This is a genomic window from Burkholderia pyrrocinia (genome assembly GCF_001028665.1).
GTDB classification, from domain to species: domain Bacteria; phylum Pseudomonadota; class Gammaproteobacteria; order Burkholderiales; family Burkholderiaceae; genus Burkholderia; species Burkholderia pyrrocinia.
The window spans coordinates 770,099-794,857 of the sequence record NZ_CP011504.1 but is presented as its reverse complement, the minus strand read 5'-3'; the positions used below and the strand labels follow the sequence as shown (position 1 = coordinate 794,857).

Below are 24,759 nucleotides of genomic sequence, written 5' to 3'. Positions count from 1 at the left end.
TCAGCCCTTCGCGGGGGCGAGATCCTTCACGTCGACGGGCTTCTCGCCCATCTGCAGGTGCAGCCGCTCGCCCGTGTACGGCGTGTGACGGCGCACGACGTCCATGTCGAGTTCGATGCCGAGGCCCGGCTCGTTCGACGGGATGATGTAGCCGTCTTCCCAGCGGATCGGCGTCTTCACGACTTCGGCATGGAACCCGCCCCACGTCATGATGCTTTCCTGGATCAGGAAGTTCGGCGTGCAGGTCGCGAGCTGGATGCTCGCGGCCGCGCCGACCGGCCCGTTGTACAGGTGCGGCGCGATCTGCGCGTAGTGCACTTCGGCGAGCGTCGCGATCTTCTTCGCTTCGAGCAGGCCGCCCACACGTGCGACGTTCAACTGCAGGATCGATGCGCCGCCCGCCTGCAACAGCTTGTGGAATTCGTACTTGGTCGTCAGGCGCTCGCCGGTCGCGATCGGAATCGACGTGTGCTTCGCGACTTCGGCGATCGCTTCTTCCTGGCCCGGCGGCACGGGTTCCTCGAACCACAGCGGGTCGTATTTCTCGAGCCGCTTCGCCAGCCGGATCGCCGACGACGGCACCATCTGCCCGTGCGTGCCGAACAGCAGGTCGGCCTTGCTGCCGACGGCCTCGCGCACGCGGCGGCAGAACAGCTCGCAGCGGTCGAGCACTTCGAGCGACAACTGGTGGCCCGAGTAGGCCGTGTACGGGCCGGCCGGGTCGAACTTGACGGCCGTGAAGCCGAGCTTCACGTTCTCGGCCGCGCATTCTGCCGCGAGGTCGGGATCGTCGTAGTCGTATTCGCCGTTCGCGTTCTTCGGATACAGGTACGTGTACGAGCGCAGCCGATCGTGGATCCTGCCGCCGAGCAGTTCGTACACGGGCTTGCCGGCGGCCTTGCCGATGATGTCCCAGCACGCCATCTCGAGGCCGCTGACGACGCCCATCATCGTGAGGTCGGGCCGCTGCGTGAAGCCGCTCGAATACGCGTGGCGGAACAGCCGCTCGACGTGATGCGGGTCGTGGTTCAGCAGGTAGCGGTCGAACACGTCGTCGATGATCGGGCCCATCGCCTTCGGGTGGAACGTCGCCGAATAGATCTCGCCGACGCCTTCGATCCCGTCGTCGGTCTTCAGCTTCACGAAGATCCAGTACATCCCGCCGACATGCGGCGGCGGCACGGCGACGATGTGGGTTTCGAGCGAAACGATCTTCATACGGACTCCTTGATGCGATTGAGGCGGTATTTGAGGAACGCGGCGGCGCCTGCGCCGCAGAGCGCGATCGCCGCGATATAACCGAAATAGAGCTGGTAGCCGTGCGCGCCCGGGTAGGTCTGCGTCACGTAGCCGTTGATCAGCGGCACGAATACGTCGGGCGAATAGCCGAGCACCGAGATCAGGCCGATCGCGAGGCCCGCGCAATGCGTCGGAACCTTGCAGTCGTCGAGCAGCGACCAGTACAGGCCGCGAATCGAATAGGTGAGGATGCCGATGAACAGCACGAGCACGACGAGCATCGCCTGCGGGCTGTGCGGCGGTGCGGCGATCAGCCCGACGAGCGACAGCGCCGCGAGCACGAGCGCCCAGAACAGCACCGACACCTTCGACACGCGGTCGCCGAGGAAGCCGCCGCCGATGCCGCCGACGGGGCGCATCCACAGCTTGAGCGTCGTGATGAAGCCGGCCGCCGTCGCGCTGAGCCCGAAGTTGCCTTCGTGCAGGTACGCGGAGAAGCTGTAGGTCGCCCAGAACACCTGGTAGCCGCAGAACACGATCGCCGCGACGAGCCACAGCTCGGGGATTGCCGCGAGCGTCTTCAGGTCGGTCAGCACGTTGCCGGTGCGGCGCTTCGTGGCCGCCGCGCGATCGCCCGCGCGCGCCGGATCCTTCACCAGCGCAAGCAGCACGCCGAGCGCGATGCAGAAGAACGCATACAGGTGCACGACGAGCTTGAAGCCGGCTGCATCGGTGCCGCCGTGCGCCTGCGTCACGTACGCGAACAGCGTGATCGCGATCGTCGCGAGCAGCGCCTCGACGAGCCCGCGGCCGCCGTCGAGCAGCCCGAAGAAGCGGCCCTGTTGGTCGGGGCCCGCGATCACGTTCACGCGCTTGATCACGGCCGCCCAGAACGTGAGGCCGGTGGTGAGCCCCCAGCCGCCGAAGATCAGCACGAGCGTGTTGAACGACGGCCCGGTTGCGTAAACGAGCCCGAGCGCGCCCGTCGCGAGCAGCGAGAAGCAGATCAGCCAGCGCGGCGACAGGCGGTCGGCGAGCCAGCCGCTCGGCAGGTAGCTGACGAGGAAAATCGTGCCGAGCGACGAGTACAGGTAACCGAGCTGCACGTCGTCGATACGGAAGAACTGCAGCATCGTCGGCTGGTACACCTGCCGCAGGTACAGCATCGGGTAGATCGCGCCCGCGGCGATCACGAGCAGCAGCAGTTGCAGGTAGCGCTGCGCGCGTGTGTCTTGCGACGCGTGTGCGTCTTGCGTGTTGTCCTGCAATGCGAGCGACGCGGCGGGCGTCGACGGTTGGGTCGGCATGATGTCTTCCTCCATCAGACTTCCTTCAAGCGGAGGTCTGCAGATTTGTTTTGTGTTCGATCGGATCGGGGCGGCGCGCGCGGCGGTGTCGTGGCCGCGCGCGCCCGGATGCGTCAGTACTTCATGACGACGAGGCGCGTCTGCGTGAATTCGAGCATCCCGTGCTTGCCGTCGTCGCCGCCGAGGCCCGAGCGCTTCCAGCCGGCGTGGAAGCCCTGGTACGGATCGGCCGGCGTGCGGTTCACGTACAGCTCGCCCGCCTCGATCGCGTTCGCGACGGTCATCGCGGTGCGGTAGTGCTCCGTGTACAGCACCGACGACAGCCCGAACTGGTGGTCGTTCGCGAAGCCGACGGCTTCGTCGATCGTCGAGTAGCGCAGCACGGGCATGATCGGGCCGAAGGTTTCCTCCTGCACGATCTCCATGTCCTGCCGGCAGTTCGTCAGCAGCGTGGCCGGGTAGAAGAAGCCGGGGCCGTCGGGGATCGCGCCGCCGGTTTCGAGCGTCGCGCCGGCCGCGACCGCGCGTTCGACCATCGCGTGGATGTGCGCGCGCGCCGATGCGCTGACGAGCGGGCCCATGTTCGACGGATCGGCCGCACGGTCGCCGCTGCGTACCGCGCCCATCTTTTCCTTCAGCAGCGCGACAAAGCGGTCGTGCACGCTGTCGTGCACGTACACGCGCTCGATGGCCGTGCAGAGCTGGCCGCAATGCGTGGTTTTCGACGCGACGAGCGCGGCGGCCGCGCGTTCGAGGTCGGCGTCGGGCTCGATGATCGCGGGCGTCTTGCCGCCGAGTTCGAGCGACGGCTTCGCGATGTTCGCCTTGCAGTAGTCGAGCACCTTGCGGCCCGCGTTCACGCTGCCCGTCAGCGTGATCATCCCGACCGCCGGATGCGTGCACAGTGCCTCGGCCGTTGCATGGTCCATCGTCAGGATGTTGACGACGCCCGGCGGGAACCCGGCTTCGTCGACGGCCTTTGCGATCTCGAACGCCGACACCGGCGTGTGGTTGCTCGGCCGCACGACCACGGTGTTGCCGGAGATCAGCGCGGGCGCGACCTTGCGCAGCAGCGTGTAGACGGGATAGTTGAACGGGATCAGGCACGCGACGACACCGATCGGCTCGCGCTGCAGGAACAGGTTCTCGTCGGGCGTGTCGCTCGGGATGATCTCGCCCTCGATCCGGCGCGCCCACTCGGCGTGGTAGCGCGTGATCTGGCCGGCGTAGACGGCTTCGTTCGATGCGTCCTCGACGCTCTTGCCGGATTCCTGCGCGAGCGCCGCGCCGATGTCGGGCGCGCGTGCGGTCAGCGCGTCGGCGAGCTTGTGCAGGTAGGTCGCGCGTTCGGCGCTCGGCAGCTTGCGCCACGCCTTTTGCGCGGCGGCCGCGGCGTCGACGGCGGCCAGCGCGTCGGCCGGCGTTGCGGCCGGCACGCGCGCGTACGGTGCTTCGGTGGCGGGATTGTGGACGACGATGGTCGCGTCGCTTTCCGGGACGACGAAACGGCCGTTGACGTAGTTGCGTTCGATGCGCATGAAGTGGCTCCTCCGATGGATGCGGGCGGATCGCTTCGAGCGGCGAAACGCGCGGCACGGGACAGGGGCCATTCTGTTCATGCGTTTAGCGCACGACAAACGACTTATTTTCGCGTCGAGCATGAGAAAAACGCACGTTACTCGACGAATCGGCCGGAATCGCCCGTCCGGCAAGGCCGGTGCGGCGGTGGCGGGACGGGCGCGGGCGGCGGCCGGGCCGCATTTTCCGACTGGTCCGAATGCGGGCGGGCGCGGGAGCCGGTAAGGTGTCGCCCGCGGCCGGCGTCCGGGGACGGGGTCGGGGCTGGGGCTGGGGCTGGGGCTGAGGCTGAGGCTGAGGCTGAGGCTGGCCGGGGACGGATCGCGCGCTAGGCCAGCGGCACCTGCGGCAGCGGCGACGACGGTTCGAGGTGGCGCTTCGCGAGCCACACTTCCTGCTGCAGCCAGTCGCGGAACTGCACGATGTGCGGCAGGTTCGTCTGTTCGGGCCGCGTGACGAACCAGTACGACTGGTGGCCGTCGACGTGCACGTTGAGCACCTGCATCAGTTGCCCGGTCGCGAGCTCGCGCGCGACCATGTGGCGATCGGCGATCGTGATCCCGAGCCCGTCGATCGCCGCGCGGATCGCATGGTCGAGCAGGTCGAATTCGTAGCCGCCGCGCGTGTCGACGTCGGCGATGCCGGCCGCCTTCAGCCAGTGTTGCCAGGTCAGGTAGCGCTGGTCGTCGGTCGCGAGCACGTGCAACAGCGTGAAGCGGTTCAGGTCGATCGGCGCGCCTTCCTGTCGCAGCCGCGCATACAGCGCGGGCGCGCAGACGGCGATATGCTGCTCCTGCATCAGCAGCGCGTTGTCGAAGCCGTCCCATTCGCCGTCGCCGAACCGGATCGCGCAATCGAGCACGCGCGATTCGCCGAGGCTGTCGTGAATGCGCGTCGTGAGGCTCAGCTCGAATTCGGGATGCGCGTCGCGCAGCCGGCCGAGGCGCGGCATCAGCCAGCGTGCGGCAAAGGTCGGCGGCACGTTCGCGCGCAGGCGGTTCAGGTGGGTTTTTTCCTGCAGGCTGCGCACGGTCAGCTCGATCTTGTCGAACGACTGCTGCAGCGCGCGCAGCAGCACGCGGCCGGCCGCCGTCAGTTCGAGCTGGTGATGGCGGCGCTCGAGCAGCGTTTCGCCGAGCTGGCCTTCGAGCTGGCGAACCTGCCGGCTCACCGCGCTCTGCGTCACGTTGAGCAGTTCGGCCGCGCGCGTGAAGCTGCCGGTGCGGCCGGCCATCTCGAAGGCTTTCAGCGCATTCAGCGCCGGCATCTTGCGTCTCACGGGGCGGTGTCGTGTGTGGTGCGGGATGCTTATTGTAGGCGGGCGGCCGGCGGGACGGGGACGATGAACGATGAGGCGGCTGCCCGGAGCCGCACGCACCGGACATCGGGGTTTTCACGGCCTGACGGCCGGCGCGCTTTTCTGCGATAAAGCTGCCCGCGGGATTGCCGGCGGGCCGGCCGGCTGCCGGACGAAAGAGAGGAGCACACATCATGCGACGCCTGCCATCGTTGATCGCGCTGCGATTTTTCGAGGAGACCGCGCGTCACCTGAGCTTCAATCGCGCGGCGGTGTCGCTGTGCGTGACGCAAGGCGCGGTGAGCCGGCAGATCCGGCTGCTCGAGGAAGCGCTCGGTGCGCGCCTGTTCGAGCGCGATCACAAGGGCGTGCGTCTGACCGATGCGGGCCAGCGGTTGCTGCCGTTCATCGGGCAGGCGTTCGACACGATCGAGCGCGGCGTCGGCGAAATCGCTGCCGCGCGGCCGGGCGCGAAGCGGCGCCTGACGGTGTCGCTGCCGCCGACGTTCGCGACGCAGTGGTTTTCGCCGCGGCTCGGCACGCTCGCGGAGGCGTTGCCCGACGTGGAGCTGTCGATCCGCACGGAGCCGGCCGACGATTGCCATTGCCATATCCGCTTCGGGCGCGCGGCGCGGCCCGGCATGCAATCGGAACTGCTGATGATGGAGCGGCACGCGCTGGTCGGTGCGCCGCGCTATCGCGGCGACGCGCTCGATGCGCTGTTCGGCCGCTTGCCGTCGCTGCATGTGCTGCACGAGGGCAAACGCCTGACGCTGTGGGCCGACTGGTGCGAGCAGGCAGGCGTCGACGTCGCGCGGATCGGCGACGGCATCGAGTTCTCGACGCTCGAACAGGCAATCCGCGCGGCGCGCAAGGGCGCCGGGCTCGCGGTGGTCGACCTGAACATGATCGAGGAGGAGATCGGCGAGGGCAGCCTCGTGCGGCTGTCGCCGGTGCAGCCGATCGGGCCGTTCGGGTACTGGCTCGACGTCGAGCCGGAGAGCGTCGCGGTCGAGCATGTGACGGCGTTTGCCGCGTGGTTGAGGGGGCAGGCGGCGAGGAGGGGGTAGGGGGCGGGCGTGGCGGTGAGTCGCGGCTGATCAGGACGTGGAAACAATCGGATCAGTCCACGTTTGTCTTGTCGTGCTTCCGGTCGCAGTATCTGTCAACGATCGTTACCGAGAACGGAGATCGGCACGATCGTTGACGACTCGAGCCACGCGGTTTCTTTCCGTCGCCGCCGGTTACGAGTCGGGATCCAGCCCGAAGTGCATGAGCGTTTCACGGCGGGCCATGGCTTCTGCTTCGGCCGACGATATGTTCGGCAACTGGCACTTCGAGGGATCGATGCGCTCGACCTTGAAGACGGCTCGTCGAGGCCGGATTGCGAGTGCGGCGGCCGCCTGCGCGTCGTGCTCCAGCGCGGACCTGCGCATGACACGCGCCAGGCAGTGATGGAGTTCGCGCGCGACGAACGCGTCAAGGAGCTGGCGGGCTTCCGAGAGGCGAACGGGACGATGCTTGCTCATCGGGCGGCCACGCTTCGACGTGGCCCGTGTCATCCGGAATCCGGCGATCGGAGCGTGCTTTGCGGTCATTCGTAAATCCCCTTTTCGATCAAGTATTTCTGTAACGTCTGCACAGACTTGCTGTGCGGTGTGACGTCGAATGTCATCCAGCGATGTGATCCCGCTACGCGCCAGAAATCTCGCCCGAATCGCGTCGCATAGAGTGCACGTAGCGACCGAAGCGATCCGTCGGCCAGACCGGCCGGGTCCTCTTGGAAATACTGAAACAGCGCCGCTTCGTCGCCGTGCGGGGCGGGAATGGGTGCATCGAAGCCGAAGCGCGGCCAGGCGTAATATCCAAACAGTCGGCGCCCGCCAGGCTTCGGTGCGGCCTTGCGCCCGCCCGCGGCAAGTGTGCTTATCCGGACGATCCCCAACATATTGCATGCTCGAACGATTCGCCACAGCATCGCTGCGCCGAGTCCTGCGATCGCGTGATCGACGAGATCGATCGTTCTGAGTTCGAGTGCGGACACGCCTGATTCTCGAAAAACGGATATCCGATTCTCGGATCGGATCAACGCAGGGTGCGTGACGCTGAAAGTCAACCTGTCCGCGCTGTCGAGATACGCTTGAATATCCGATCCGGCAGGCGCCCCGCACAACGAGACCAGCAGCGTATCCGTAACGTCGCCGTTCACGCCGAGCAACGCGGAGATATCCAGATCGTTTCGATCGACCGCGAGCCGATCGTCGAAGTACGTCGTCTCGTACGGCAGAACATGGCTGAGATCGACGCGCTGGGCGGGCATGATTGCGGGCAAAGAGTGGAAAGTACCCAGCATATCGACACGGTTCCGGCGGGCCGAGTCCGCCGAACGGCCAGTCGAACGCGCGGTAGCGGGCTCGGCGAACACGCCGGCGTCGAACGGATAGACCTTCAGGCCAGGTTGTGGCGTGACGATGCCTTCAAACATGATCGGAGTTCGCACGGTGAGGGCCCGGCAAGGCTGCACGAGAGAAGGCGATCACCGGATGAATGCCCGGCGCCGCCGCAGCCTGCCCGACGCGCGTCCCGTTCCGTCCATCCGTCCATCCGCCCGATCGGCGGCGCCTGCATTCGCCCCGATCCGTCTGGAGTTCATCCCTTGATAACTGTTGATAACCGGGTTACCCTGCATGCATCGAATTCAATGCCGTCAGGAGGTCGACATGATCAGTGCCGAACTGGGCCAGCAACTGGAGGCTTACGTCGCGAAGCTGGTCGAATCGGGGCGTTACGGTTCCAAGAGCGAAGTGCTCCGGGAAGGCGTGCGCCTGATTCAGGATCGCGAGGCGCAACTGAATGCGCTGGACGCGGTCATCGCGCGCAGCCTGGCCGATGCGGAAGCAGGACGCGGCGCCGATGCGGAGGAAGTATTCGATCGCCTCGAGGCGAAGTATCGGGCACAGGCGGATCGTCAGGCGTGATCGTCCGCCTGTCGGACTTCGCGATCGCCGAACTCGAAGCGATTGCCGATTACATCGCGCGTGACAATCCGCAACGGGCCGTGACTTTCGTGCGCGAGATTCGCGACAAGTGCCTGGGCCTGGCCGGGATGCCGTTGGCGTTTCCGCTGGTACCGCGCTTCGAGCGCCACGGCGTGCGGCACCGCGTGTACGGCAACTATCAGATCTTCTATCGGGTCGTCGGCGATCCGCCGACGCGGATCGATATTCTTCACATCCTGCACGGCGCGCGGGATTACGCGTCGATTCTGTTCTGAGCGTTTCGCGATTCCCGTCTCGCCGGGAATGCAAAAAACTTCCGGCAAGAATGCAAGAACCCGGCCTCGGCCGGGTTCGTTCGGATCGCATTTCGCATCGCATCGCATCGCCGCGGCGCATGATCAGTATGACGATGCGAAAGCCCCGGGCGTGCCGACGCTGGCAAGCACGAAGCCTGCCTCCATCGTCAATGCCCCGACGCCTCCTCCAGTGTCAGGTGCTTCGTCTCCGGCGCCCACGCGATCGACACGATCATCCCCACCAGCAGCACGCCGGCCAGCGCGAACATCGTCGCGTGAAAGCCGAGCGTCGCGATGCCGACCGGCAGCAGGAACGTGCCGATCGCCGAACCGAGTCGACTACACGCGATCGCCAGCCCGACGCCGCTCGCGCGCACCTCGGTCGAAAAGCACTCGGGCGGGAACACGCCGACGAGGTTGCTGAACGCCGACATCGTCAACGTGAAGATCGCGAACGCGACGATCATCGCGACGGCCGCCGCCGACGGCAGCACCGCCAGCGCGACGAGCGACGCGTACGTCACCGCGAACGAGCCGATCAGGAAACCGCGCCGCGACAACCGGATCGTCAGCCAGATGCCGATCAGCGCGCCGAGCACGAGAAAGCCGTTCAGCAGCAGGTCGGCACCGAAGCCTTCGGCGAGGCCGATCGTTTTCAGGATCGTCGGCAGGAACGTGTAGATCGCGAAATTCGGAATCACGAGACACACGAAGAACGCGCAGTTGAAGACCGTCCGGCGGATCAGGTCGCGCTGGAACAGTCGCGAGAAGCCCGCATTCGCATGCGGATCGGTCGAGCCGTCGAGCATCACGTGCGGCCCGAAATGCTTCGCGACGATCGCGCGCGCTTCCTGCACGCGGCCCTTGCCGAGCAGCCAGCGCGGCGATTCGGGCGTGCCGATCAGCAGCACCAGCACGATCAGCGCGGGCAATGCCGCCGACGCGAGCAGCCAGCGCCATGCGTCGGGCGCGGCGTCGCTGTACGCGAGGCCGAGCACGTTCGCGGCGACATAGCCGATCGTCCAGATCACGCTGAACGAACCGAGCAACGCGCCGCGATGCTTGCGCGGCGAGAATTCGGCGAGGATCGCGTGGCCGACCGTGAAGTCGCCGCCCATCCCGAAGCCGATCAGCACGCGCAGCACGCACAATTCGAGCGGCGAGCTCACGAAGAACTGCGCGAACGCGGCCGCGGTGATGATCACGAAGCTCGTCAGGAAGGTCTTCTGCCGGCCCATCCGGTCGGACGGCCAGCCGAACACGAGGCTGCCGAAGAAGATGCCGATCAGCGCCGAGCTGCCGATCATCCCCATCCAGAACGCGTCGAACGACGTCGCGAGAGCCGTGCGGGGCGCCGCGCGGCCGGGCGGCGCGCGGCGCGGATCGACCGCGGAGAGCGGTCAGAGGTCAGCGGTCAGCGGCCGAGGCCGGCCATCAGCGTGTACTTGAGTTCCACGTATTCGTCGAGGCCGTACTTCGAGCCTTCGCGGCCGAGCCCCGATTGCTTGACGCCGCCGAACGGCGCGACTTCGGTCGAGATGATCCCGTCGTTGACGCCGACCATCCCGCTTTCCAGCGCACCCGACACGCGCCACGCGCGGCCGAGGTCGCGCGTGTAGAAATACGCGGACAGCCCGAACGGCGTGTCGTTGGCCGCGGCGACGGCTTCGTCCTCGGTCGTGAAGCGGAAGCAGCCGGCGACCGGGCCGAAGGTTTCCTCTTCGGCGATCAGCATGTCGGGCGTCATGCCGGTCAGCACGGTCGGCTCGTAGAACGTGCCGCCGAGCGCGTGACGCTTGCCGCCGGTGAGCACGCTCGCACCCTTCGCGGCGGCATCGGCGACGTGCCGCTCGACCTTGCCGAGCGCCGCTTCGTTGATCAGCGGCCCCTGGTCGACGTCGCCCGCGAGCGCGTTGCCGACGCGCAGCGTGCGCACGGCGTCCGCGAGCTTGCGCGTGAACGCGTCGTACACGCCGTCCTGTACGAGGAAGCGGTTTACGCACACGCAGGTCTGGCCTGTGTTGCGGAACTTCGACGCGATCGCGCCAACGACTGCCGCATCGAGATCGGCATCGTCGAACACGATGAACGGTGCGTTGCCGCCGAGTTCGAGCGACAGCTTCTTCAGTGTGTCGGCCGACTGCTTCGCGAGCAGCTTGCCGACCCGCGTCGAGCCCGTGAACGACAGCTTGCGCACGACGGACGAGCTCGTCAGCGTCTCGCCGATCGCGACTGCATCGCCCGACACGACGTTGAACACGCCGGCCGGCACGCCCGCGCGCTCGGCGAGCACCGCGAGCGCGAACGCCGACAGCGGCGTTTCCTCGGACGGCTTCAGCACCATCGTGCAGCCGGCCGCGAGCGCGGGGCCCGCCTTGCGCGTGATCATCGCGAGCGGGAAATTCCATGGCGTGATCGCCGCGACGACGCCGACCGGCTCGCGCGTGACGACGATCTGCGCGTTCGGCTTCGGGCTCGGGATCACATCGCCGTACATGCGCTTCGCTTCTTCCGCGAACCATTCGAGAAAGCTCGCCGCGTACGCGACTTCGCCGCGCGCTTCCGCAAGCGGCTTGCCCTGTTCGCGCGTCAGCAGCTCGGCGAGTGCGTCGCGGTGTTCGAGCATCAGCTCGCCCCAGCGCTTCACGCGGGCGCCGCGCTCTTTCGCGGTCAGTGCGCGCCACGCGGGAAACGCGTGCGCGGCCGCATCGATCGCGCGCTGCGTATCGTCGGCGCCGCCTTTCGCGACCTTCGCGATCGTCTCGCCGGTCGCCGGGTTCAGCACCGGATAGGTTGCGTCGCTCGCATCATGCGATTCGTGCCATTCACCGCCGATGTAATGGCCGGTCCTCAGAAATTCGTTCATTGTTTGTGGTTCCTTCAGTGCCTCAGTGCTTCAGTCGGCCGCGAAACTGCCCTGCGCCGGACGCGACTCGCGCGCGATGCGCTTGCCGGCCGTGTAGTCGTTGATCAGGTCGCACGGCGTGTAGTTGCGTTCCAGTTCGTGCAGCTCCTCGTCGGTGAGCTGCGTTTCGAGCGCGCCGAGCGCGCTGTCGAACTGCGCGACGGAATCCGCGCCCACCAGCATGCTCGCGATGCCGGGCCGGCTCAGCACCCACGCCTGCGCGATCTGCGCGGGCGGCACGCCGCGCCGCTTCGCGACCTTCGCGACCGATGCGGCGATCGCGAGCGACGATGCGTCGCCGTACATCTGCGCGGTGAAGAAGTCGGTCTGGTTGCGCGTCGATTGCGGCTCGCAGGTCAGCAGGCCGCGCGCGAGCGGGCTGAACACCGACACGCCGACGCCCTGGTCGATGCAGTACGGCACCATCTCGCGCTCTTCCTCGCGATATGCGAGGTTGAGCTGAAGCTGCATGTTGATCGGCTTGTCCCAGCCGTTGCGCTCGCACGCCTGCATGATCTTCGCGAACTGCCACGTGTACATCGTCGATACGCCGATGTAGCGCGCCTTGCCCGCGCGCACGATGTCGTGCAGCGCGCTCATCGTTTCCTCGACGGGCGTGTTCACGTCGAAGAAGTGCAGCATGAAGATGTCGACGTAATCCATCCCGAGCCGCTTCAGCGAACCGTCGATGCCGTCGAGCACGTGCTTGCGCGAATGGCCGCCCGCGTTCGGATAACTGCCCATGTCGTAGCCGACCTTGGTCGTCACGACGAGCTCCTCGCGGCGCGCGTTGCGCTTCAGGATGCGGCCGACCACTTCCTCGCCGACGCCCGTCGAATAGAAATCCGCGAGATCGATGAAGTTGACGCCGGCGTCGAGCGCGCGACGCACGATCGGCTCGCTCTGCGCTTCGTCGAAGATCCACGGCTTCCATTCGGGGGTGCCCATGTTCATCGTGCCGAGACACAGGCGGGACACCTTCAGGCCGGACTGGCCGAGGCGGACGTATTCCATGCTTCCTCCTGGTGCGGCCTTGCCGGCCGCTCGTTGTCTGTCAGTTCTTTTTCGGCGTGTAGAACGGGTTCGACACGTCGCGCGCGGCGGCGAACACGGCGTCGCGATGCGGCAGCCCTTCCATCGCGGCGACGATCGCATTGCGGCACGCGCGGTAGTTGTTCTCGAACACGGCGTCGAGATCGTCGGTCTGCGGGTTCACCCAGTTCGCCGACACGACGACCCAGTCGTTTTCCGCTTCGGGCGGCAGCGTGCCGTTCTCGAGCGCTTCGGCCACGGCCTTCGCGATGCCGGCCTGCGATGCGCCCCACGTGGCATTGCCGTGGAAGTCGCCGGCGATCTGCGCCTTGTTCACGTACAGCGTGAGCGGCTTGGTCGGCACGCCCGGCTGCGCGATCACGACGAACGGCGCATGGCCAGCCGACGGCGTCGCGAGCGCGGTCGCGAAGGCCTGTCCGGCCGGGCCGTTGCGCGGGCCGACCAGCACGTTGATGTGCGCGAGGTTGACGCCGGGGCCTTCGAAGCCTTCGCCGATATAGAGCTGCCTGGGTTGGGATGCGGTCATTGCTGTGTCTCGTCGATGAGGTTGGATGTGAGGCGATTGTGGTGGGCCGCGCGGCGGCCGGTGAATCGATGTTTTCTGATCGGGCTATGAGTTTTCGTCGTCTCCGGGAAAGCCCTGGGCCCGGCGCGCAAACGCCCGCCGGGCGGGCCGCGGCTGCCGCCGCGACGGCATGCGGGGCGAGATCGGCGGGCGGTTTTTCGCGTGCAGGCTCCGGGTTTGTCATACCCGGGCAGGGGTTGGAGGGCCGAGCGCATCTGGACAACAATCGGCGTACTCCGAGCCCTATCTTTCGTCTTCCCTTTTCTTTTCGAAAGCGAGTAATTCCGATGGCTGCCATTGAGAAACCTGTCGCTTCGCGCCAGATCCCCCAAGGGGGGCACGCCCCCAAGGCGACTTCCTTCGGGGCGGAAAGCTTGGGGCGGCCCGGCGTGTTCTCGAAGCCCGACTGGTCGAAGCTGACTTCGCTCGATCCGGAGCTGATCCGCGCATTCGTCGCCGTCGTCGAAAGCGGCGGCTTCACCGCGGCGGCCCGGCAACTGCATCGCACGCAGTCGACGATCAGCCTGCGCATCCGCACGCTCGAGGAGCGGCTCGACACGCACCTGTTCATGCGCAACAGCCGGCGGCTCGAACTGTCGCGCGACGGCGAGAATTTCCTGATCCACGCGCGGCGGATCATCCAGGTGCAGAACGACGCGATCATCGCGCTGAAGCAGACGAGCAGCGATCGCGGCGCCGTGCGCTTCGGGCTGCCCGAGGACTACGCGGAGCTGTGGCTGCCCGACCTGCTGAAATCGTTCTATGCGCTGCGGCCCGGCGCGCGCCTGCACGTGCATTGCCGCACGTCGCTCGAATTGCTCGAACGGCTGCAGGCCGGCGAGCTCGACGTCGCGCTCGTCGTGCGGCACGGGCCGAATGCGGGCGGACGGTTGCTCGGCCGTCACGACGTCGTGTGGGCCGCGCATCGGGATTTCGCGCTCGGCCCGCAAGCGTCGGTGCCGCTCGCGTTGTTTCCCGAGACGTGCTGCTACCGGCAGCGCGGGCTGCAGGCGCTCGCGACGGCCGAGCGGCCGTATCACGTCGTCTACACGAGCCAGAGCCCGACCGGCATCAAGATCGCGGTGAACCACGGTGCAGCCGTGACGATGATCGATCGCTGCACGCTGCCCGAGAACTGGCGCGTGCTCGACGAGACGGACGGGCTGCCGCCGCTGCCGGCGGCCGATCTCGAGTTGCATCGCTCGCCCGGCATCTGCGACCCGCTGACCGACGATCTCGTGTCGCTGATCGAATCGATGGTCGACGAGCGGCGGCGTGCGTCGCTCGAGGCGTTCGCGTAGCGGGGGACCGGGGTGGTCGGGGCGCGAGGGCGACCGGAGAGACCGGAGAGACCGGAGAGACCGGAGAGACCGGAGAGACCGGAGAGACCGGAGAGACCGGAGAGACCGGAGAGACCGGAGCGCGGACGAGCCTGACGCGAGGCGACCGGCTCGATCCTGGCGCATGTCGCCCACCGCCCACCGCTCGCCACCCGGCCCGCTGACGGCAGGCAGCGTTCCACATGCCGTTTTTTGCACGGCGTTTATGTGTCGTCTTCTAAGCTGGTCATGTGTCGAACAGCCGAGACGGCTTCCGTCCGCTCCATGACCTTCATCCATCCCGTTCCCGCCTTCGATGTCGCCGGCCGCCGGTTGCGCGCCGGCGCACGCAACAACGTCATTCCGTTCCCGCCTGCGCGCCCGCGCCTGCAGTTGCCCGTCACGCTGACGGCCGACTCCGGCGAACTCGCGCGCGCCCGCCTCGCGGCGCTGCTGCATTCGCCGCTCGGCGTGTATGTCGTCAGCGCGCGCGCCGTGCGCGACGTGATCCATGTGCACTTCGAGATCGCGCCGGAAGATCTGGACTTCACGTTGCACACGCTGATCGCGCAGCAGGCCGATGCGGTGATCGGGCCCGTCGCGCGCCGGTTGCGCGTCAGGCCGCAGGCCCGGTGAGCACGCGAACGGTTATTGCGCGTTCGTTGCTTGTTGCTCGATCGATTCGCGGCCGGATCGCCGGTCGCGGTGCTGTCCGCCGGCCGGCGGCGGATGTTCGTGCGCCGCGTCGCGCGCGGCGCCGATCCTGAATACGGAGGGTTCATGTACCTCACCGAAGAAGTGCGTACCGCGCGGCCGGCAAGCCGACGCGTGCGGACCGCGTCGCTGCCGTCGGGCCGGCAGCTTGCGCGGCAGCTCATGACGACGGTTCGCGTGGCCGAAGTGCTGCTGCATCAGGCGATCGTCGTGCCCGACGGCCATCAGTGGTCGGTCGACACCGAGCGCGTCGATGCGGTCGCGGCGAACGTCAATGCGGCGCTGGCCGCGGCGGGGTTTGGCGCGACGCGTTGATCACGCGTCGCCGGTTTGCCCGGTCTGCCGCTGCAGATCCTCCATCAACTGTTCCGCGAGGAAGTCGCACGGCGGCCGCTTCGATTTCGTGCTGCGCGCCAGGATCAGTTCGAGCGGCGGCAGGTCGGGCAGCCCGTGCGAGCGGCCGAGCATCGACAGTTGCGCGGGAATCGCGCAGCGCGCGAGCGGCGCGACCGCGAGGCCGGCCTCGACCATGCTGAGCAGCCCGAGCAGGCTCGGGCTTTCATACGAGGTGCGATACGGCACCTTCGCGCGTTCGAGGCTGCGGATCGCGTTCTCGCGCGCGACGCTGCCCGGCATGAACACCGCGATCGGCAGCGGCCGTTCTTCCCACACGCGCGGCCCGTTCGTCATCGCGGCCCACGCCATCGGCTCGTGGCGGATGAAGTCGCCGGTCAGCCCCTTGATGCGCGTGCCGCACACGAGATCGACGGTGCCTTCCTTGATCAGCGGCGCGAGCGCGCTGCTCGGCAGCCCCATCACCTGGATCTCGACCTTCGGGTAGGTCGCCGAGAATTTCTTCAGGACCGACGGCAGCAGCGACGACGCATAGTCGTCCGGCACGCCGATCACGACCTTGCCGGTCACTTCCGGCCGCACCACGGCCGCCCAGGCCTCGTCGCGCAGCGCCAGCATTCGTCTGGCGAATCCCAGCAGCACCTCGCCCTCGCGCGTCAGCACGATGCTGCGCGGCTTGCGCACGAACAGCGGCCGCCCGATCGCGTCTTCCAGGCTCTTGATCTGCATGCTCACGGCCGACTGCGAGCGGTTCACGGCCTCGGCGGCGCGGGTCATGTTGCCCGTCTCCGCGACGGCGACGACGGTGGCCAGCACGTCGTGATCGAGCATCTTCATGGGTATCAGGAAAACTGAACGTAACGATCAGCATTATGCGTTTTTATTGTTGCTGTGTGTCTGCCATAGTGCGATCACGCTGGCGTTTTGCCCGGCACGCAGGCTTGAACAAGGAAGAGTGGTGTATCGATGATGGACCATCCGTTGCGCGCCGCCCTGGCCGCGGAATTGCATGCGCGGCCGTTCCTGCGGCTGGCCGAAGCCGTGTCGCTCACGCATTACGCGATCTACGCGGACGGCCAGCCTGACATCCACGAAACGCTGCTGCACGCGCTGTGCCGCGACACCGGCATAACCGCGCCGCACGAAGGCGCGACGCACTACGCGGTGCAGTCGCCGTGCGGCTGGCACCTGAAGTGGGAACGTCACACCGAATTCTCGACCTTTACGTTCGTCGCGCCGCGTCGCGACACCGGCTATTTCGACGATCTCGCGATCGAGGGCATTCCGGCAGCATGGTTCGCGCAGCTCGCCGGCATCCGCTTCGTCGCGGTGCGGATGGAGTTGCTGTCGGGCGATGCCGCGCGGCTCGTCTGCGGCGACCTGCGCCGCTGGATCGACGGGCCCGCGCTCGTCGGCAGCAACGTGCTTGGCGGCGGCAAGGTGTTCTGCGACTGGCACGTGCGCGACGACGGCTTCATGCGCTTTCTCGTCGTCGACGAGGATTTTCGCGAGGAGCAGGGCGGGCGCCTGCTGCAGCGTCTCCATGAAATCGAAACGTACCGGATGATGGCGCTGCTCGCGCTGCCCGTCGCGCGCCGGATGAGCCGCGAACTCGACGAGATCCACGCGGCACTGCATGCACTGATGCAGCGGATGGACGCGACCGGCGCCGATGGTGACGACGCGGCGCTGCTCGTCAAGCTCACGCATCTCGCGGTGCGGGTCGAGTCGCTGTCGGGATCGGGCGCGCGGTTCAGTGCATCGCGCGCGTACGAAAAGCTCGTGCTGGCGCGCATCCAGGAATTGCGCGAGGAGCGCATCGAAGGGATGCCGACGATCGCCGAATTCATGGAGCGGCGCTTCGCGCCGGCGATGGAGACGTGCCGCAGCGTGTGGGCGCGCCACGAGCAGATCGCCGCGCGGATCGCACGCGCGGTCGACCTGCTGCGCACGCGCGTGAACCTCGCGCAGGAAAAGGACGTGACGCGCCTGCTGGCGGGCATGGAGCGCACCGCGCGCAATCAGCTGCATCTGCAGCACGCGGTCGAAGGGCTGTCGGTGGCGGCTATTTCGTACTACGTGCTGTCGCTTGCGACGGCGGCGTTCAAGGCGCTGCACGTGATGAACCTGCCGGTCGATCCGGAGCTGGCGGAAGGCCTGCTGATCGCGCCGGTGGTATTCGCGGTGATTCACATCACGCGGCGCACGCGCGCGCAGCTTGCACGATCGGAGGCCGTGCATGACGGCACGCCCGTGCATACGGCGGGTTTGAAGCAAGTTGGTTAAAACATCGACAACATAATCAAGGAAAGGAGTGGAGATGACTTTTTCGCAGAAACAACCGGGGTTTTATAGCGGTTTCGATGCCTTCGACGAATCGGCATCGGATGAAGCGGGCGTGCCGGAGGAGGCGCGCGTGAGCTCGTATCAGGCCGTGCTGCAGGAGCCGATGACGTCGCTCGTCGGGAATACGCTCGATCGGCCGGACGTCGCGGCGGTGGCGATCCTCGGCTACAACTGACGCGTTTCCTCGCGTCGATTCGATTCGATGTAATTCAGGCGTTCATTTGCCGGCCGCCCTTCGGCGCGCCGGACGTGAAGCGCCTTCCCCCTTCGCTTTCCCCGCCCCCAGAGCGAGCGCCAGCTCGACGAACGCGCGCGCGGCCGCGCTCCGGTACGCGCCCTTGCGCTGCAGCAGCACGGCCGTGCGCCGCAGCACGGCCGGATCGAGCGCGACGGCGACGAGATCGTCGTGCCCGGTCGCGATCGTCGCGGGCAGCAGCGTCGCGAGATTCGTGCGGCGCACGATCTCGATCACCGCACCCAGCGAATTCGCCTCCATCAACACGCGCGGCCGCACGTCGTGCTCGCGGAAATATCGGTCGATCTGCGCGCGCGTCGCGAACTCGGCCGTGAGCAGCACGAGCGGCGCGTCGTGCAGCGTGCGCAGGCCGGCCTTGCGTTTCCCTGCGAGCGCGTGCCGGCGGTTCACGACGAGCGCAAGCGTCTCGACCAGCAGCGTTTCCACTTCGATGTCCGACGTTTGCACCTCCTCGAACGCGATGCCGACATCGAGCTCGTCGTCGACGAGCAGCGCCTCGATGCGCTCCTGCGACATCTCGCGCACCGATAGCGACACATCCGGATAGCGGCCGTGAAACGCCTCGACGAGCGGCCCGACGAGATAGCTCGTGAAGGTCGGCGTGACCGCGATCCGCAGCGAGCCGCGGCTGAGATCCTGCACGTCGTGAATGGCGCGCCGGCCTTCCGCGAGATCGTGCAGCGCCTGCCGCGCATAGCGGAAATACACGTCGCCGGCATCCGTCAACCGCGTGACGCGCCCGGTGCGGTCGAACAGTTGCGCGCCGAGCGTCTCCTCGAGCTGGCGGATCTGCTGCGACAGCGCGGGCTGCGACACGTGCAGCGCGGCGGCCGCGCGCGTGAAGCTGCGGTGTTCGGCGACGGCCAGGAAGTAGTTGATATGGCGCAGCAGCATGGCGATTCCTATAAGTCGTGCTTATCCGCTGGATCATAAATCAGTCTTTTACGTTATTGGAAGTCCGGCGTAACCTGCCCTTCATCGATTTCGCCCACACCGGAGGACACGCGATGAAGGAGATCATCGAAGGCTTTCTGAAGTTCCAGCGCCACGCCTATCCGGAGCGCGCCGCGCTGTTCCGCGATCTCGCGCGCAGCCAGAACCCGCGTGCGCTGTTCATCTCGTGTTCGGACAGCCGGCTCGTGCCCGAACTCGTCACGCAGCGCGAACCGGGCGATCTGTTCGTGATCCGAAATGCCGGCAACATCGTGCCGTCGTACGGCCCCGAGCCGGGCGGCGTGTCGGCGTCGGTCGAATACGCGGTGGCCGCGCTGCGCGTGACCGACGTCGTGATCTGCGGGCATTCCGATTGCGGCGCGATGACCGCGATCGCGACCTGCCAGTGCATGGATCACATGCCGGCCGTCGGCCACTGGCTGCGCTACGCCGATTCGGCGCGCGTCGTGAACGAGGCGCGCACGCATCGCAGCGAACGCGAGCGAATCGACTCGATGGTGCGCGAGAACGTCGTAGCGCAACTCGCGAACCTGAAGACGCACCCCGCCGTGCGGCTCGCGCTCGAAGAAGGGCGTCTCGCGCTGCACGGCTGGGTCTACGACATCGAATCCGGCTGCATCGACGCCCATGACGGCGCGACCGGCCGGTTCGTCTCCCTGGCGGACCATCCCGAAGTCCGCGCCACGCCCGCGACGCTCCCGGTCGCGGCCTGAATCGCTCCCACCCAACCACGAGGTATAACCATGATCCAGTCCCAGCACAGTCAGACCGCCCGTCACGCGCTTGCAGAAACCGTCGTCCTCGCGAAGGCGCGCAAGAACCTGTCGTTCGCGCAGCTCACCGAAGGCACGGGCCTGAGCGAAGCGTTCGTCACGGCCGCGCTGCTCGGCCAGCATGCGCTGCCGGCCGACGCCGCGCGCGTCGTCGCCGACAAGCTCGGCCTCGACGACGATGCGGTGCTGCTGCTGCAGACGATTCCGCTGCGCGGCAGTATCGACGATCGGGTGCCGACCGATCCGACCATTTACCGCTTCTACGAAATGCTGCAGGTGTACGGCACGACGCTGAAGGCGCTCGTCCACGAGAAGTTCGGCGACGGCATCATCAGCGCGATCAATTTCCGGCTCGACGTGAAGAAGGTCGACGATCCCGAAGGCGGTTCGCGCGCGGTGATCACGCTCGACGGCAAGTACCTGCCGACCAAGCCGTTCTGACCGTTCCGACGCCGGCGCGGTGCTGCGGTGACGGTGCCGCGCAGGTCGCGCGACGCGCCGGCTCCAACTGCTCGTTTTCCCCACCCTCCGTTTCGCCCGGCGGCTTTTGTGCCGCCGGGTGTCCGTGTTGCCACGCGGGACCGTGTCGTGCCCCCGTTTTCCCGCCTCCCTAAACATCGATCCCGTTCAATGTCCGGAACGGAAATTCGCGATCCAAAAAGTTTTTGACGGGTTTAAAAATTCGCACTGGAGACGACACTGTCACGTTGTCGGTCCGGTCGACGAATCGGGAGCCGATGAGACGATCGATCAGCAATCGGTGAACGGATTTTGGGCCACCTCGGTGAACCGGCGCCAGGCTTCGAACCGTGCCGTGAGTTGATCCGTACCTCCTCCTTGTCAGAATAGATCGTGTCCACGAAAGCGGGTCATCTCCATTACGTACGCGGCGGATGCGGTGAGACCACGCTGGAGTGCATCGACGAGTCAAGCGACGACGCTGCACCGAAGGAAACAGGGGACGTGTGTCGCGCGAGCCATAGAAAAACCGACCGGCAAGCCGGTCGGAAAAGGTTGTGGTTCCGAGGGCGATCAAGCATTGTTGGAGCATGGCCCGGAGTAAACCGACAATAGAGGCACTGGGGGGGAAATGGTGCAACACACCGACACGGGGCGGGAGGTCCGGCCGGGTTCATAGAGGAGCCACAGTGCCTGAAAAAATGGATGAGGAAAGCGATATTTAAAGACGATGAGCGTCTATCTATTAACGAGCCGTCCGTTTGTAATCAGAAAACGAACTCGGAGATTTCGCGTTTTGCTTTTGCAATGGCGGCATTCCTTGCTTCATCGCCGAGCGCCAATCCTTCGGCGCGGACGATCGTGACATCGGTCAGTCCGATAAATGACAGAATACCGGTGAGATAACTTTCCTGGTGATCCAGTACGCGTGACGGGCTGTTGCCGGTATATTGCCCACCGCGGGAAGATGCGATGAAGACTTTCTTGCCCTCGGGGAGAAGGCTTTCCGGTCCATTCGGTCCATAACGGAACGTCTTCCCGGCCACGACGATACGGTCGATCCATGCCTTGAGCTGGGACGAAATGGAGAAGTTGTACATCGGCGACCCGATCACGATGAAATCCGCCGGGAAGAGATCGTCCAGATACTGAGCGCCAAGCGCGATGTCTTTAGCCAAAGCTTCGTCGCTGTTGGCGTTTCCCTGGGATGCGGATACATGCGTCGAGGACAGGTGAAGTGCCGGGTCCTTTTCAAGATCGCGATACGTGACACGAATTCGGGGGTGCAGGACGCTCAGGCGGTCGACGATGTCGGCGGAAAGATTGCGGCTAACCGAATGGTCGCCCAGGATGCTTGAATCAATGTGCAGTAGATTCACGATAGATAGCCCGGAACAAGGTTGACAGGGTTCAATCGACCGGAATCGATCGATCAACGGTGATACTTATCTCACATGCCGGCTTGCTGAGGTATCCACAATATATCGATGCAACCTATATCGGAATACGATGGGTGAGCCTGATGAATCGGGGCCGATCGTTGTTTGCGACAAGACTGTCAACATTTTCCGGGATATCTGATTTCTCGATGGAAGCCATCGAGAAATCAGAGTTGCTCATGATCCATGCGTCTGCATAGACTGAGGTGTCCATCGACGGGTGGCGCAAACGCATCGACGAAGACCTCGTCGAATGATTGGCGACGCGCCGACGACGAAATTAACCTCTGTAGATAGTGATGTAAGGAATAGAGAATCCTGATGAATAAGATTGGAATAATCGGTGCCGGTGCAATCGGATCCGCGATTGCCGAAGCGCTCTCGCGAAAAGGAATACACGCCGTCGTCGCCAATAGCCGCGGACCGGCATCACTCCAGAAACTAGTCGACAGGTTTGGTCCGACCATCCAAGCCGGTACTCGTGAAGAAGCTGCTGCTCAGGAAATTGTTTTCGTGGCGGTAAATTGGTCAAAGCTATCCACGGCGTTGGCGGGATTGCCCAATTTTGCCGGCCGAATTGTGATCGACACCAACAACCCACTGGAGGGGATGCCGCTCAACGTAGCTGATTTGGGTGGGCGCACATCGAGCGAGGTGTTTCGGGAATGGGTGCCCGGCGCCAAAGTGGTGAAAGCCTTCAATCACTTGAAGCCGATATTACTGTCCAGCGATCCTCGTGCGGAGGGCGGGCAGCGCGTTTTGTTCTATGCAGGCGACGACGGGGCCGCGAAGGCCACCGTCGCTCAGTTGATCGAGCGGCTGGACTTTTTCGGGATCGATCTCGGCACGCTTGTCACCGGTGGACGGCTCTTCCAATTTCCAGGAGGGCCGCTTCCTTCGCGCAATCTCGTTCGATATCCCTAGCTTCATGGGCGGGATATGCCAAGGAAGGCCGCAACGAAGATCACGTACACGTCGTACCGCGTTTGATTCGGGACGCGTCGGGCCTGCTAGCAGGGAACTTTGAGCTGTTCGAGCAGCCATCGACCCGCTGGCCCCGGTGGCGTGTCTTTGCGGTATATCCCCAGCATCGGCATTGCATGGATGCGAGGAAACAGGATGCCGAGGCTTAATCTGACGAGACGTCCGGCGTCGATATCGTCCCGCACCATCGCTTCCGGCATGTGCCCCCAGCCGAACCCCGCCTTCAGGAATGCGTGCTTGGCACCCAGATCGGCCAGCCGCCACGTGAGCGATGAATAGACACCGAACAATTTCCCGTCGGTCAGAGCACTGCGATCGGTCAAGACGAGTTGAACATGCTCGTCCAGCTCGTCGGACTGGATCACGTGTTCATGCCGCGAGAGCGGATGAGTCGGGGCGGCGACCGTTACCATGGGTACTTCGAGCAGATGTTCGGCGCCGACGGTCTCGGGTACGTCGGGCATCGAGCCGCTGATGCCGAGTCTGCACGTGCCGTCGAGCACGGGTTGCACCACCGCGCCCAATGCCTCCACGTAGAGGCGCAGCGGCGTGTCGGGAAATGCGATGCGAAATCCGCCGACGGCATGAGTCAGCTTCTCCATCGGAAACATCACGTCCATGACGACCGAGAGTTCGGGCTCCAGCCCTTCCGCGATCGCGCGTGCCTGCGATTTGAACGAATCCATGCTGCCGACCACGAGGCGCGCCTGCGCGAGCAACGCTCTGCCTTCTTCCGTCAGCCGCGGATAGCGGCTGCTGCGGTCGAATAACTGAATGTCGAGCTGGGATTCAAGATTTGCGAGCGTTTGGCTCACGACCGACTGGGCGCGCCGCAGCTTTCGGCCCGCAGCCGAAAAGCTGCCTTCGTCAGCCGCGGCAATAAAGGTCCTCAACTGGTCGAGCGAGAGGGCTTCGAGCATGTATCTGGGAATCGGATGGGTTTCATCGAAAAATATCGGCTATCCGTTCCGAGGTCAACGACTTAATCTGACCGTATCGCAATTGCGGGAGGATATGATGAGTTCACTCGTCGACAGTATCGAGCAGCCGGTCGCCGCCCCTCGGGTGCGCAGGATCACGCTGCGCACTGCTGGCTACCAGCTGGGTTCCATCCTGAGGCTGGTCAGCCCGACGGATATCGGGCGGCGAATCAAGCCGTTTGTGTTCGTCGATTACTTCGATTTCGCGCCGACACGCGACGAACTGTTCCGGATTCATCCTCACTCGGGCATCGCGACCGCCAGCATAGTGTTGAACGGTGAGGCACGATACCAGGATACGACCGGTGCATCGGGAATCATGCGGAAAGGCGACGTGGAATGGTTGCAGGCCGGGAATGGCGTCTGGCATGACGGAAGCGCCGTCGGAAACGAACGCCTCCGAGGCTATCAAGTCTGGATTGCATTGCCGCCCGATCAGGAGAACGGTCCCGCGTTCAGTCAACAAGTGCCCGCTGGATCGATTCCCGGTGTCGGTCCCGCGCGCGTGCTTTTCGGCGATCTCGCCGGCGTTCGGAGTCCCGTTGCATCGACGGAAGGCGTCACCTTGCTGCATGTCCGGTTGCGGGCCGGCAAGACCTGGCGATTTCAGCCGCCGTCTGGGCAAACGGTCGCGTGGGCACATGCGGGATCCGGTTCGGTGACGGCCAACGGCATGTCGATCGGTAGCGATCTGGTCGTGTTCGATGAATCTGACGGCACGATCGTATTCACGGCCGGAAGCGACGCGGACATTCTCGTGGGCTCCGCTGTTCCTCATCCGTACGATCTCGTGGTCGGCAATTACTCTGTTCACACGTCGGTCGATGCACTCCGAAAGGGCGAGGCCGAAATCGATCGAATCGGCAGCGCGTCGGATTGGCGAGCGCGCTGAGATAAGGGAAGTTCGAGCAGTTCATATTTTTTAAATTTGATTGGGATTGC

General features: G+C 65.5%; 24 protein-coding genes and 2 pseudogenes. 12 read left to right on the top strand and 14 right to left on the bottom strand.

Annotated elements, in window-relative coordinates; translation table 11 throughout:
• From ABD05_RS19805 to ABD05_RS19790, 4 genes are all read right to left on the bottom strand, one after another.
• Positions 1 to 1,218 carry a mandelate racemase/muconate lactonizing enzyme family protein gene (locus ABD05_RS19805; protein ID WP_047901834.1) on the bottom strand — a complete coding sequence of 406 codons (1,218 nt, stop codon included), beginning with the start codon at positions 1,216 to 1,218 and terminating at the stop codon, positions 1 to 3.
• Positions 1,215 to 2,546: an MFS transporter gene (locus tag ABD05_RS19800; RefSeq protein WP_047903664.1), complete on the bottom strand. Its 1,332-nt coding sequence runs from the start codon at positions 2,544 to 2,546 to the stop codon at positions 1,215 to 1,217. Before ABD05_RS19800 ends, ABD05_RS19805 begins: the two co-directional genes overlap by 4 nt.
• 113 nt (positions 2,547 to 2,659) lie before the next feature.
• Complete coding sequence (aldA, locus tag ABD05_RS19795; RefSeq protein ID WP_047901833.1) at positions 2,660 to 4,084, bottom strand: aldehyde dehydrogenase; 1,425 nt, start codon at positions 4,082 to 4,084, stop codon at positions 2,660 to 2,662.
• A 368-nt stretch (positions 4,085 to 4,452) separates the two neighbouring features.
• Positions 4,453 to 5,391: a LysR substrate-binding domain-containing protein gene (locus ABD05_RS19790; protein WP_047901832.1), complete on the bottom strand. Its 939-nt coding sequence runs from the start codon at positions 5,389 to 5,391 to the stop codon at positions 4,453 to 4,455.
• 224 nt (positions 5,392 to 5,615) lie between these two features.
• On the opposite strand from ABD05_RS19790, the gene ABD05_RS19785 reads away from it, so the two are divergent.
• A complete protein-coding gene (locus tag ABD05_RS19785; protein WP_047901831.1) occupies positions 5,616 to 6,491 on the top strand; it encodes a LysR substrate-binding domain-containing protein in 876 nt (291 codons plus the stop codon).
• 174 nt (positions 6,492 to 6,665) lie between these two features.
• On the opposite strand, the gene ABD05_RS19780 is transcribed toward ABD05_RS19785, so the two are convergent.
• Both ABD05_RS19780 and ABD05_RS19775 read right to left on the bottom strand, forming a co-directional pair.
• Positions 6,666 to 7,019: a hypothetical protein gene (locus ABD05_RS19780; protein ID WP_047901830.1), complete on the bottom strand. Its 354-nt coding sequence runs from the start codon at positions 7,017 to 7,019 to the stop codon at positions 6,666 to 6,668.
• On the bottom strand, positions 7,016 to 7,906 hold the full coding sequence (locus ABD05_RS19775) for a hypothetical protein (RefSeq protein ID WP_238594171.1): 891 nt from the start codon (positions 7,904 to 7,906) through the stop codon (positions 7,016 to 7,018). Before ABD05_RS19775 ends, ABD05_RS19780 begins: the two co-directional genes overlap by 4 nt.
• Positions 7,907 to 8,141: 235 nt before the next feature.
• Between ABD05_RS19775 and ABD05_RS19770 the strand changes: the two genes are divergently transcribed.
• Together ABD05_RS19770 and ABD05_RS19765 are read left to right on the top strand one after the other, a co-directional pair.
• Entirely contained in the window at positions 8,142 to 8,399 is a 258-nt protein-coding gene (locus ABD05_RS19770; protein WP_047901829.1) for a type II toxin-antitoxin system ParD family antitoxin, read from the top strand.
• A complete protein-coding gene (locus ABD05_RS19765; protein WP_047901828.1) occupies positions 8,396 to 8,695 on the top strand; it encodes a type II toxin-antitoxin system RelE/ParE family toxin in 300 nt (99 codons plus the stop codon). The genes ABD05_RS19770 and ABD05_RS19765 overlap by 4 nt, the downstream gene beginning before the upstream one ends.
• A gap of 188 nt (positions 8,696 to 8,883) precedes the next feature.
• On the opposite strand, the pseudogene ABD05_RS19760 reads toward ABD05_RS19765, so the two are convergent.
• The 4 genes and pseudogenes from ABD05_RS19760 to fae form a co-directional block, all read right to left on the bottom strand.
• Positions 8,884 to 10,041 (bottom strand): annotated as a pseudogene (locus ABD05_RS19760) (MFS transporter); the annotation flags it as partial.
• A gap of 89 nt (positions 10,042 to 10,130) precedes the next feature.
• Positions 10,131 to 11,582: an NAD-dependent succinate-semialdehyde dehydrogenase gene (locus tag ABD05_RS19755; protein ID WP_047901827.1), complete on the bottom strand. Its 1,452-nt coding sequence runs from the start codon at positions 11,580 to 11,582 to the stop codon at positions 10,131 to 10,133.
• A gap of 30 nt (positions 11,583 to 11,612) precedes the next feature.
• A complete protein-coding gene (locus ABD05_RS19750) occupies positions 11,613 to 12,635 on the bottom strand; it encodes an aldo/keto reductase (RefSeq protein WP_047901826.1) in 1,023 nt (340 codons plus the stop codon).
• A 40-nt stretch (positions 12,636 to 12,675) separates the two neighbouring features.
• Positions 12,676 to 13,200: a formaldehyde-activating enzyme gene (fae, locus tag ABD05_RS19745; protein ID WP_031397394.1), complete on the bottom strand. Its 525-nt coding sequence runs from the start codon at positions 13,198 to 13,200 to the stop codon at positions 12,676 to 12,678.
• A gap of 428 nt (positions 13,201 to 13,628) precedes the next feature.
• On the opposite strand from fae, the gene ABD05_RS19740 reads away from it, so the two are divergent.
• The 3 genes and pseudogenes from ABD05_RS19740 to ABD05_RS19730 form a co-directional block, all read left to right on the top strand.
• On the top strand, positions 13,629 to 14,540 hold the full coding sequence (locus ABD05_RS19740; RefSeq protein ID WP_047903661.1) for a LysR family transcriptional regulator: 912 nt from the start codon (positions 13,629 to 13,631) through the stop codon (positions 14,538 to 14,540).
• 303 nt (positions 14,541 to 14,843) lie between these two features.
• Entirely contained in the window at positions 14,844 to 15,194 is a 351-nt protein-coding gene (locus tag ABD05_RS19735; RefSeq protein ID WP_047901825.1) for a hypothetical protein, read from the top strand.
• 144 nt (positions 15,195 to 15,338) lie between these two features.
• A pseudogene (locus ABD05_RS19730) lies at positions 15,339 to 15,551 on the top strand (hypothetical protein); the annotation flags it as partial.
• 36 nt (positions 15,552 to 15,587) lie between these two features.
• Here the strand turns inward: ABD05_RS19730 and ABD05_RS19725 are convergent.
• Positions 15,588 to 16,463, bottom strand: a complete 876-nt coding sequence (locus tag ABD05_RS19725) for a LysR family transcriptional regulator (RefSeq protein ID WP_027782171.1) — start codon at positions 16,461 to 16,463, stop codon at positions 15,588 to 15,590.
• A 129-nt stretch (positions 16,464 to 16,592) separates the two neighbouring features.
• Here ABD05_RS19725 and ABD05_RS19720 point away from each other — a divergent pair, with 129 nt between their 5' ends.
• Positions 16,593 to 17,912 carry a DUF3422 family protein gene (locus ABD05_RS19720; RefSeq protein ID WP_047901824.1) on the top strand — a complete coding sequence of 440 codons (1,320 nt, stop codon included), beginning with the start codon at positions 16,593 to 16,595 and terminating at the stop codon, positions 17,910 to 17,912.
• Positions 17,913 to 17,946: 34 nt separating this feature from the next.
• Entirely contained in the window at positions 17,947 to 18,147 is a 201-nt protein-coding gene (locus ABD05_RS19715; RefSeq protein ID WP_047901823.1) for a hypothetical protein, read from the top strand.
• A gap of 42 nt (positions 18,148 to 18,189) precedes the next feature.
• On the opposite strand, the gene cynR is transcribed toward ABD05_RS19715, so the two are convergent.
• Complete coding sequence (gene cynR / locus ABD05_RS19710; protein WP_047901822.1) at positions 18,190 to 19,122, bottom strand: transcriptional regulator CynR; 933 nt, start codon at positions 19,120 to 19,122, stop codon at positions 18,190 to 18,192.
• Between the two features lie 113 nt (positions 19,123 to 19,235).
• On the opposite strand from cynR, the gene ABD05_RS19705 reads away from it, so the two are divergent.
• Together ABD05_RS19705 and cynS are read left to right on the top strand one after the other, a co-directional pair.
• Positions 19,236 to 19,895 (top strand): carbonic anhydrase, encoded by a 660-nt coding sequence (locus ABD05_RS19705; protein WP_047901821.1) that lies wholly within the window; start codon positions 19,236 to 19,238, stop codon positions 19,893 to 19,895.
• Between the two features lie 30 nt (positions 19,896 to 19,925).
• A complete protein-coding gene (gene cynS, locus ABD05_RS19700) occupies positions 19,926 to 20,396 on the top strand; it encodes a cyanase (protein ID WP_047901820.1) in 471 nt (156 codons plus the stop codon).
• 785 nt (positions 20,397 to 21,181) lie between these two features.
• Here the strand turns inward: cynS and ABD05_RS19695 are convergent.
• Complete coding sequence (locus ABD05_RS19695) at positions 21,182 to 21,793, bottom strand: FMN-dependent NADH-azoreductase (RefSeq protein WP_047901819.1); 612 nt, start codon at positions 21,791 to 21,793, stop codon at positions 21,182 to 21,184.
• A gap of 381 nt (positions 21,794 to 22,174) precedes the next feature.
• Here ABD05_RS19695 and ABD05_RS19690 point away from each other — a divergent pair, with 381 nt between their 5' ends.
• Positions 22,175 to 22,777, top strand: a complete 603-nt coding sequence (locus ABD05_RS19690) for an NADPH-dependent F420 reductase (RefSeq protein WP_047901818.1) — start codon at positions 22,175 to 22,177, stop codon at positions 22,775 to 22,777.
• An 86-nt stretch (positions 22,778 to 22,863) separates the two neighbouring features.
• On the opposite strand, the gene ABD05_RS19685 is transcribed toward ABD05_RS19690, so the two are convergent.
• On the bottom strand, positions 22,864 to 23,757 hold the full coding sequence (locus tag ABD05_RS19685) for a LysR family transcriptional regulator (protein WP_047901817.1): 894 nt from the start codon (positions 23,755 to 23,757) through the stop codon (positions 22,864 to 22,866).
• Between ABD05_RS19685 and ABD05_RS19680 the strand changes: the two genes are divergently transcribed.
• A complete protein-coding gene (locus tag ABD05_RS19680) occupies positions 23,756 to 24,709 on the top strand; it encodes a pirin family protein (protein WP_238594170.1) in 954 nt (317 codons plus the stop codon). The two genes, ABD05_RS19685 and ABD05_RS19680, sit on opposite strands and share 2 nt — an antisense overlap.
• Positions 24,710 to 24,759: the final 50 nt, after the last annotated feature.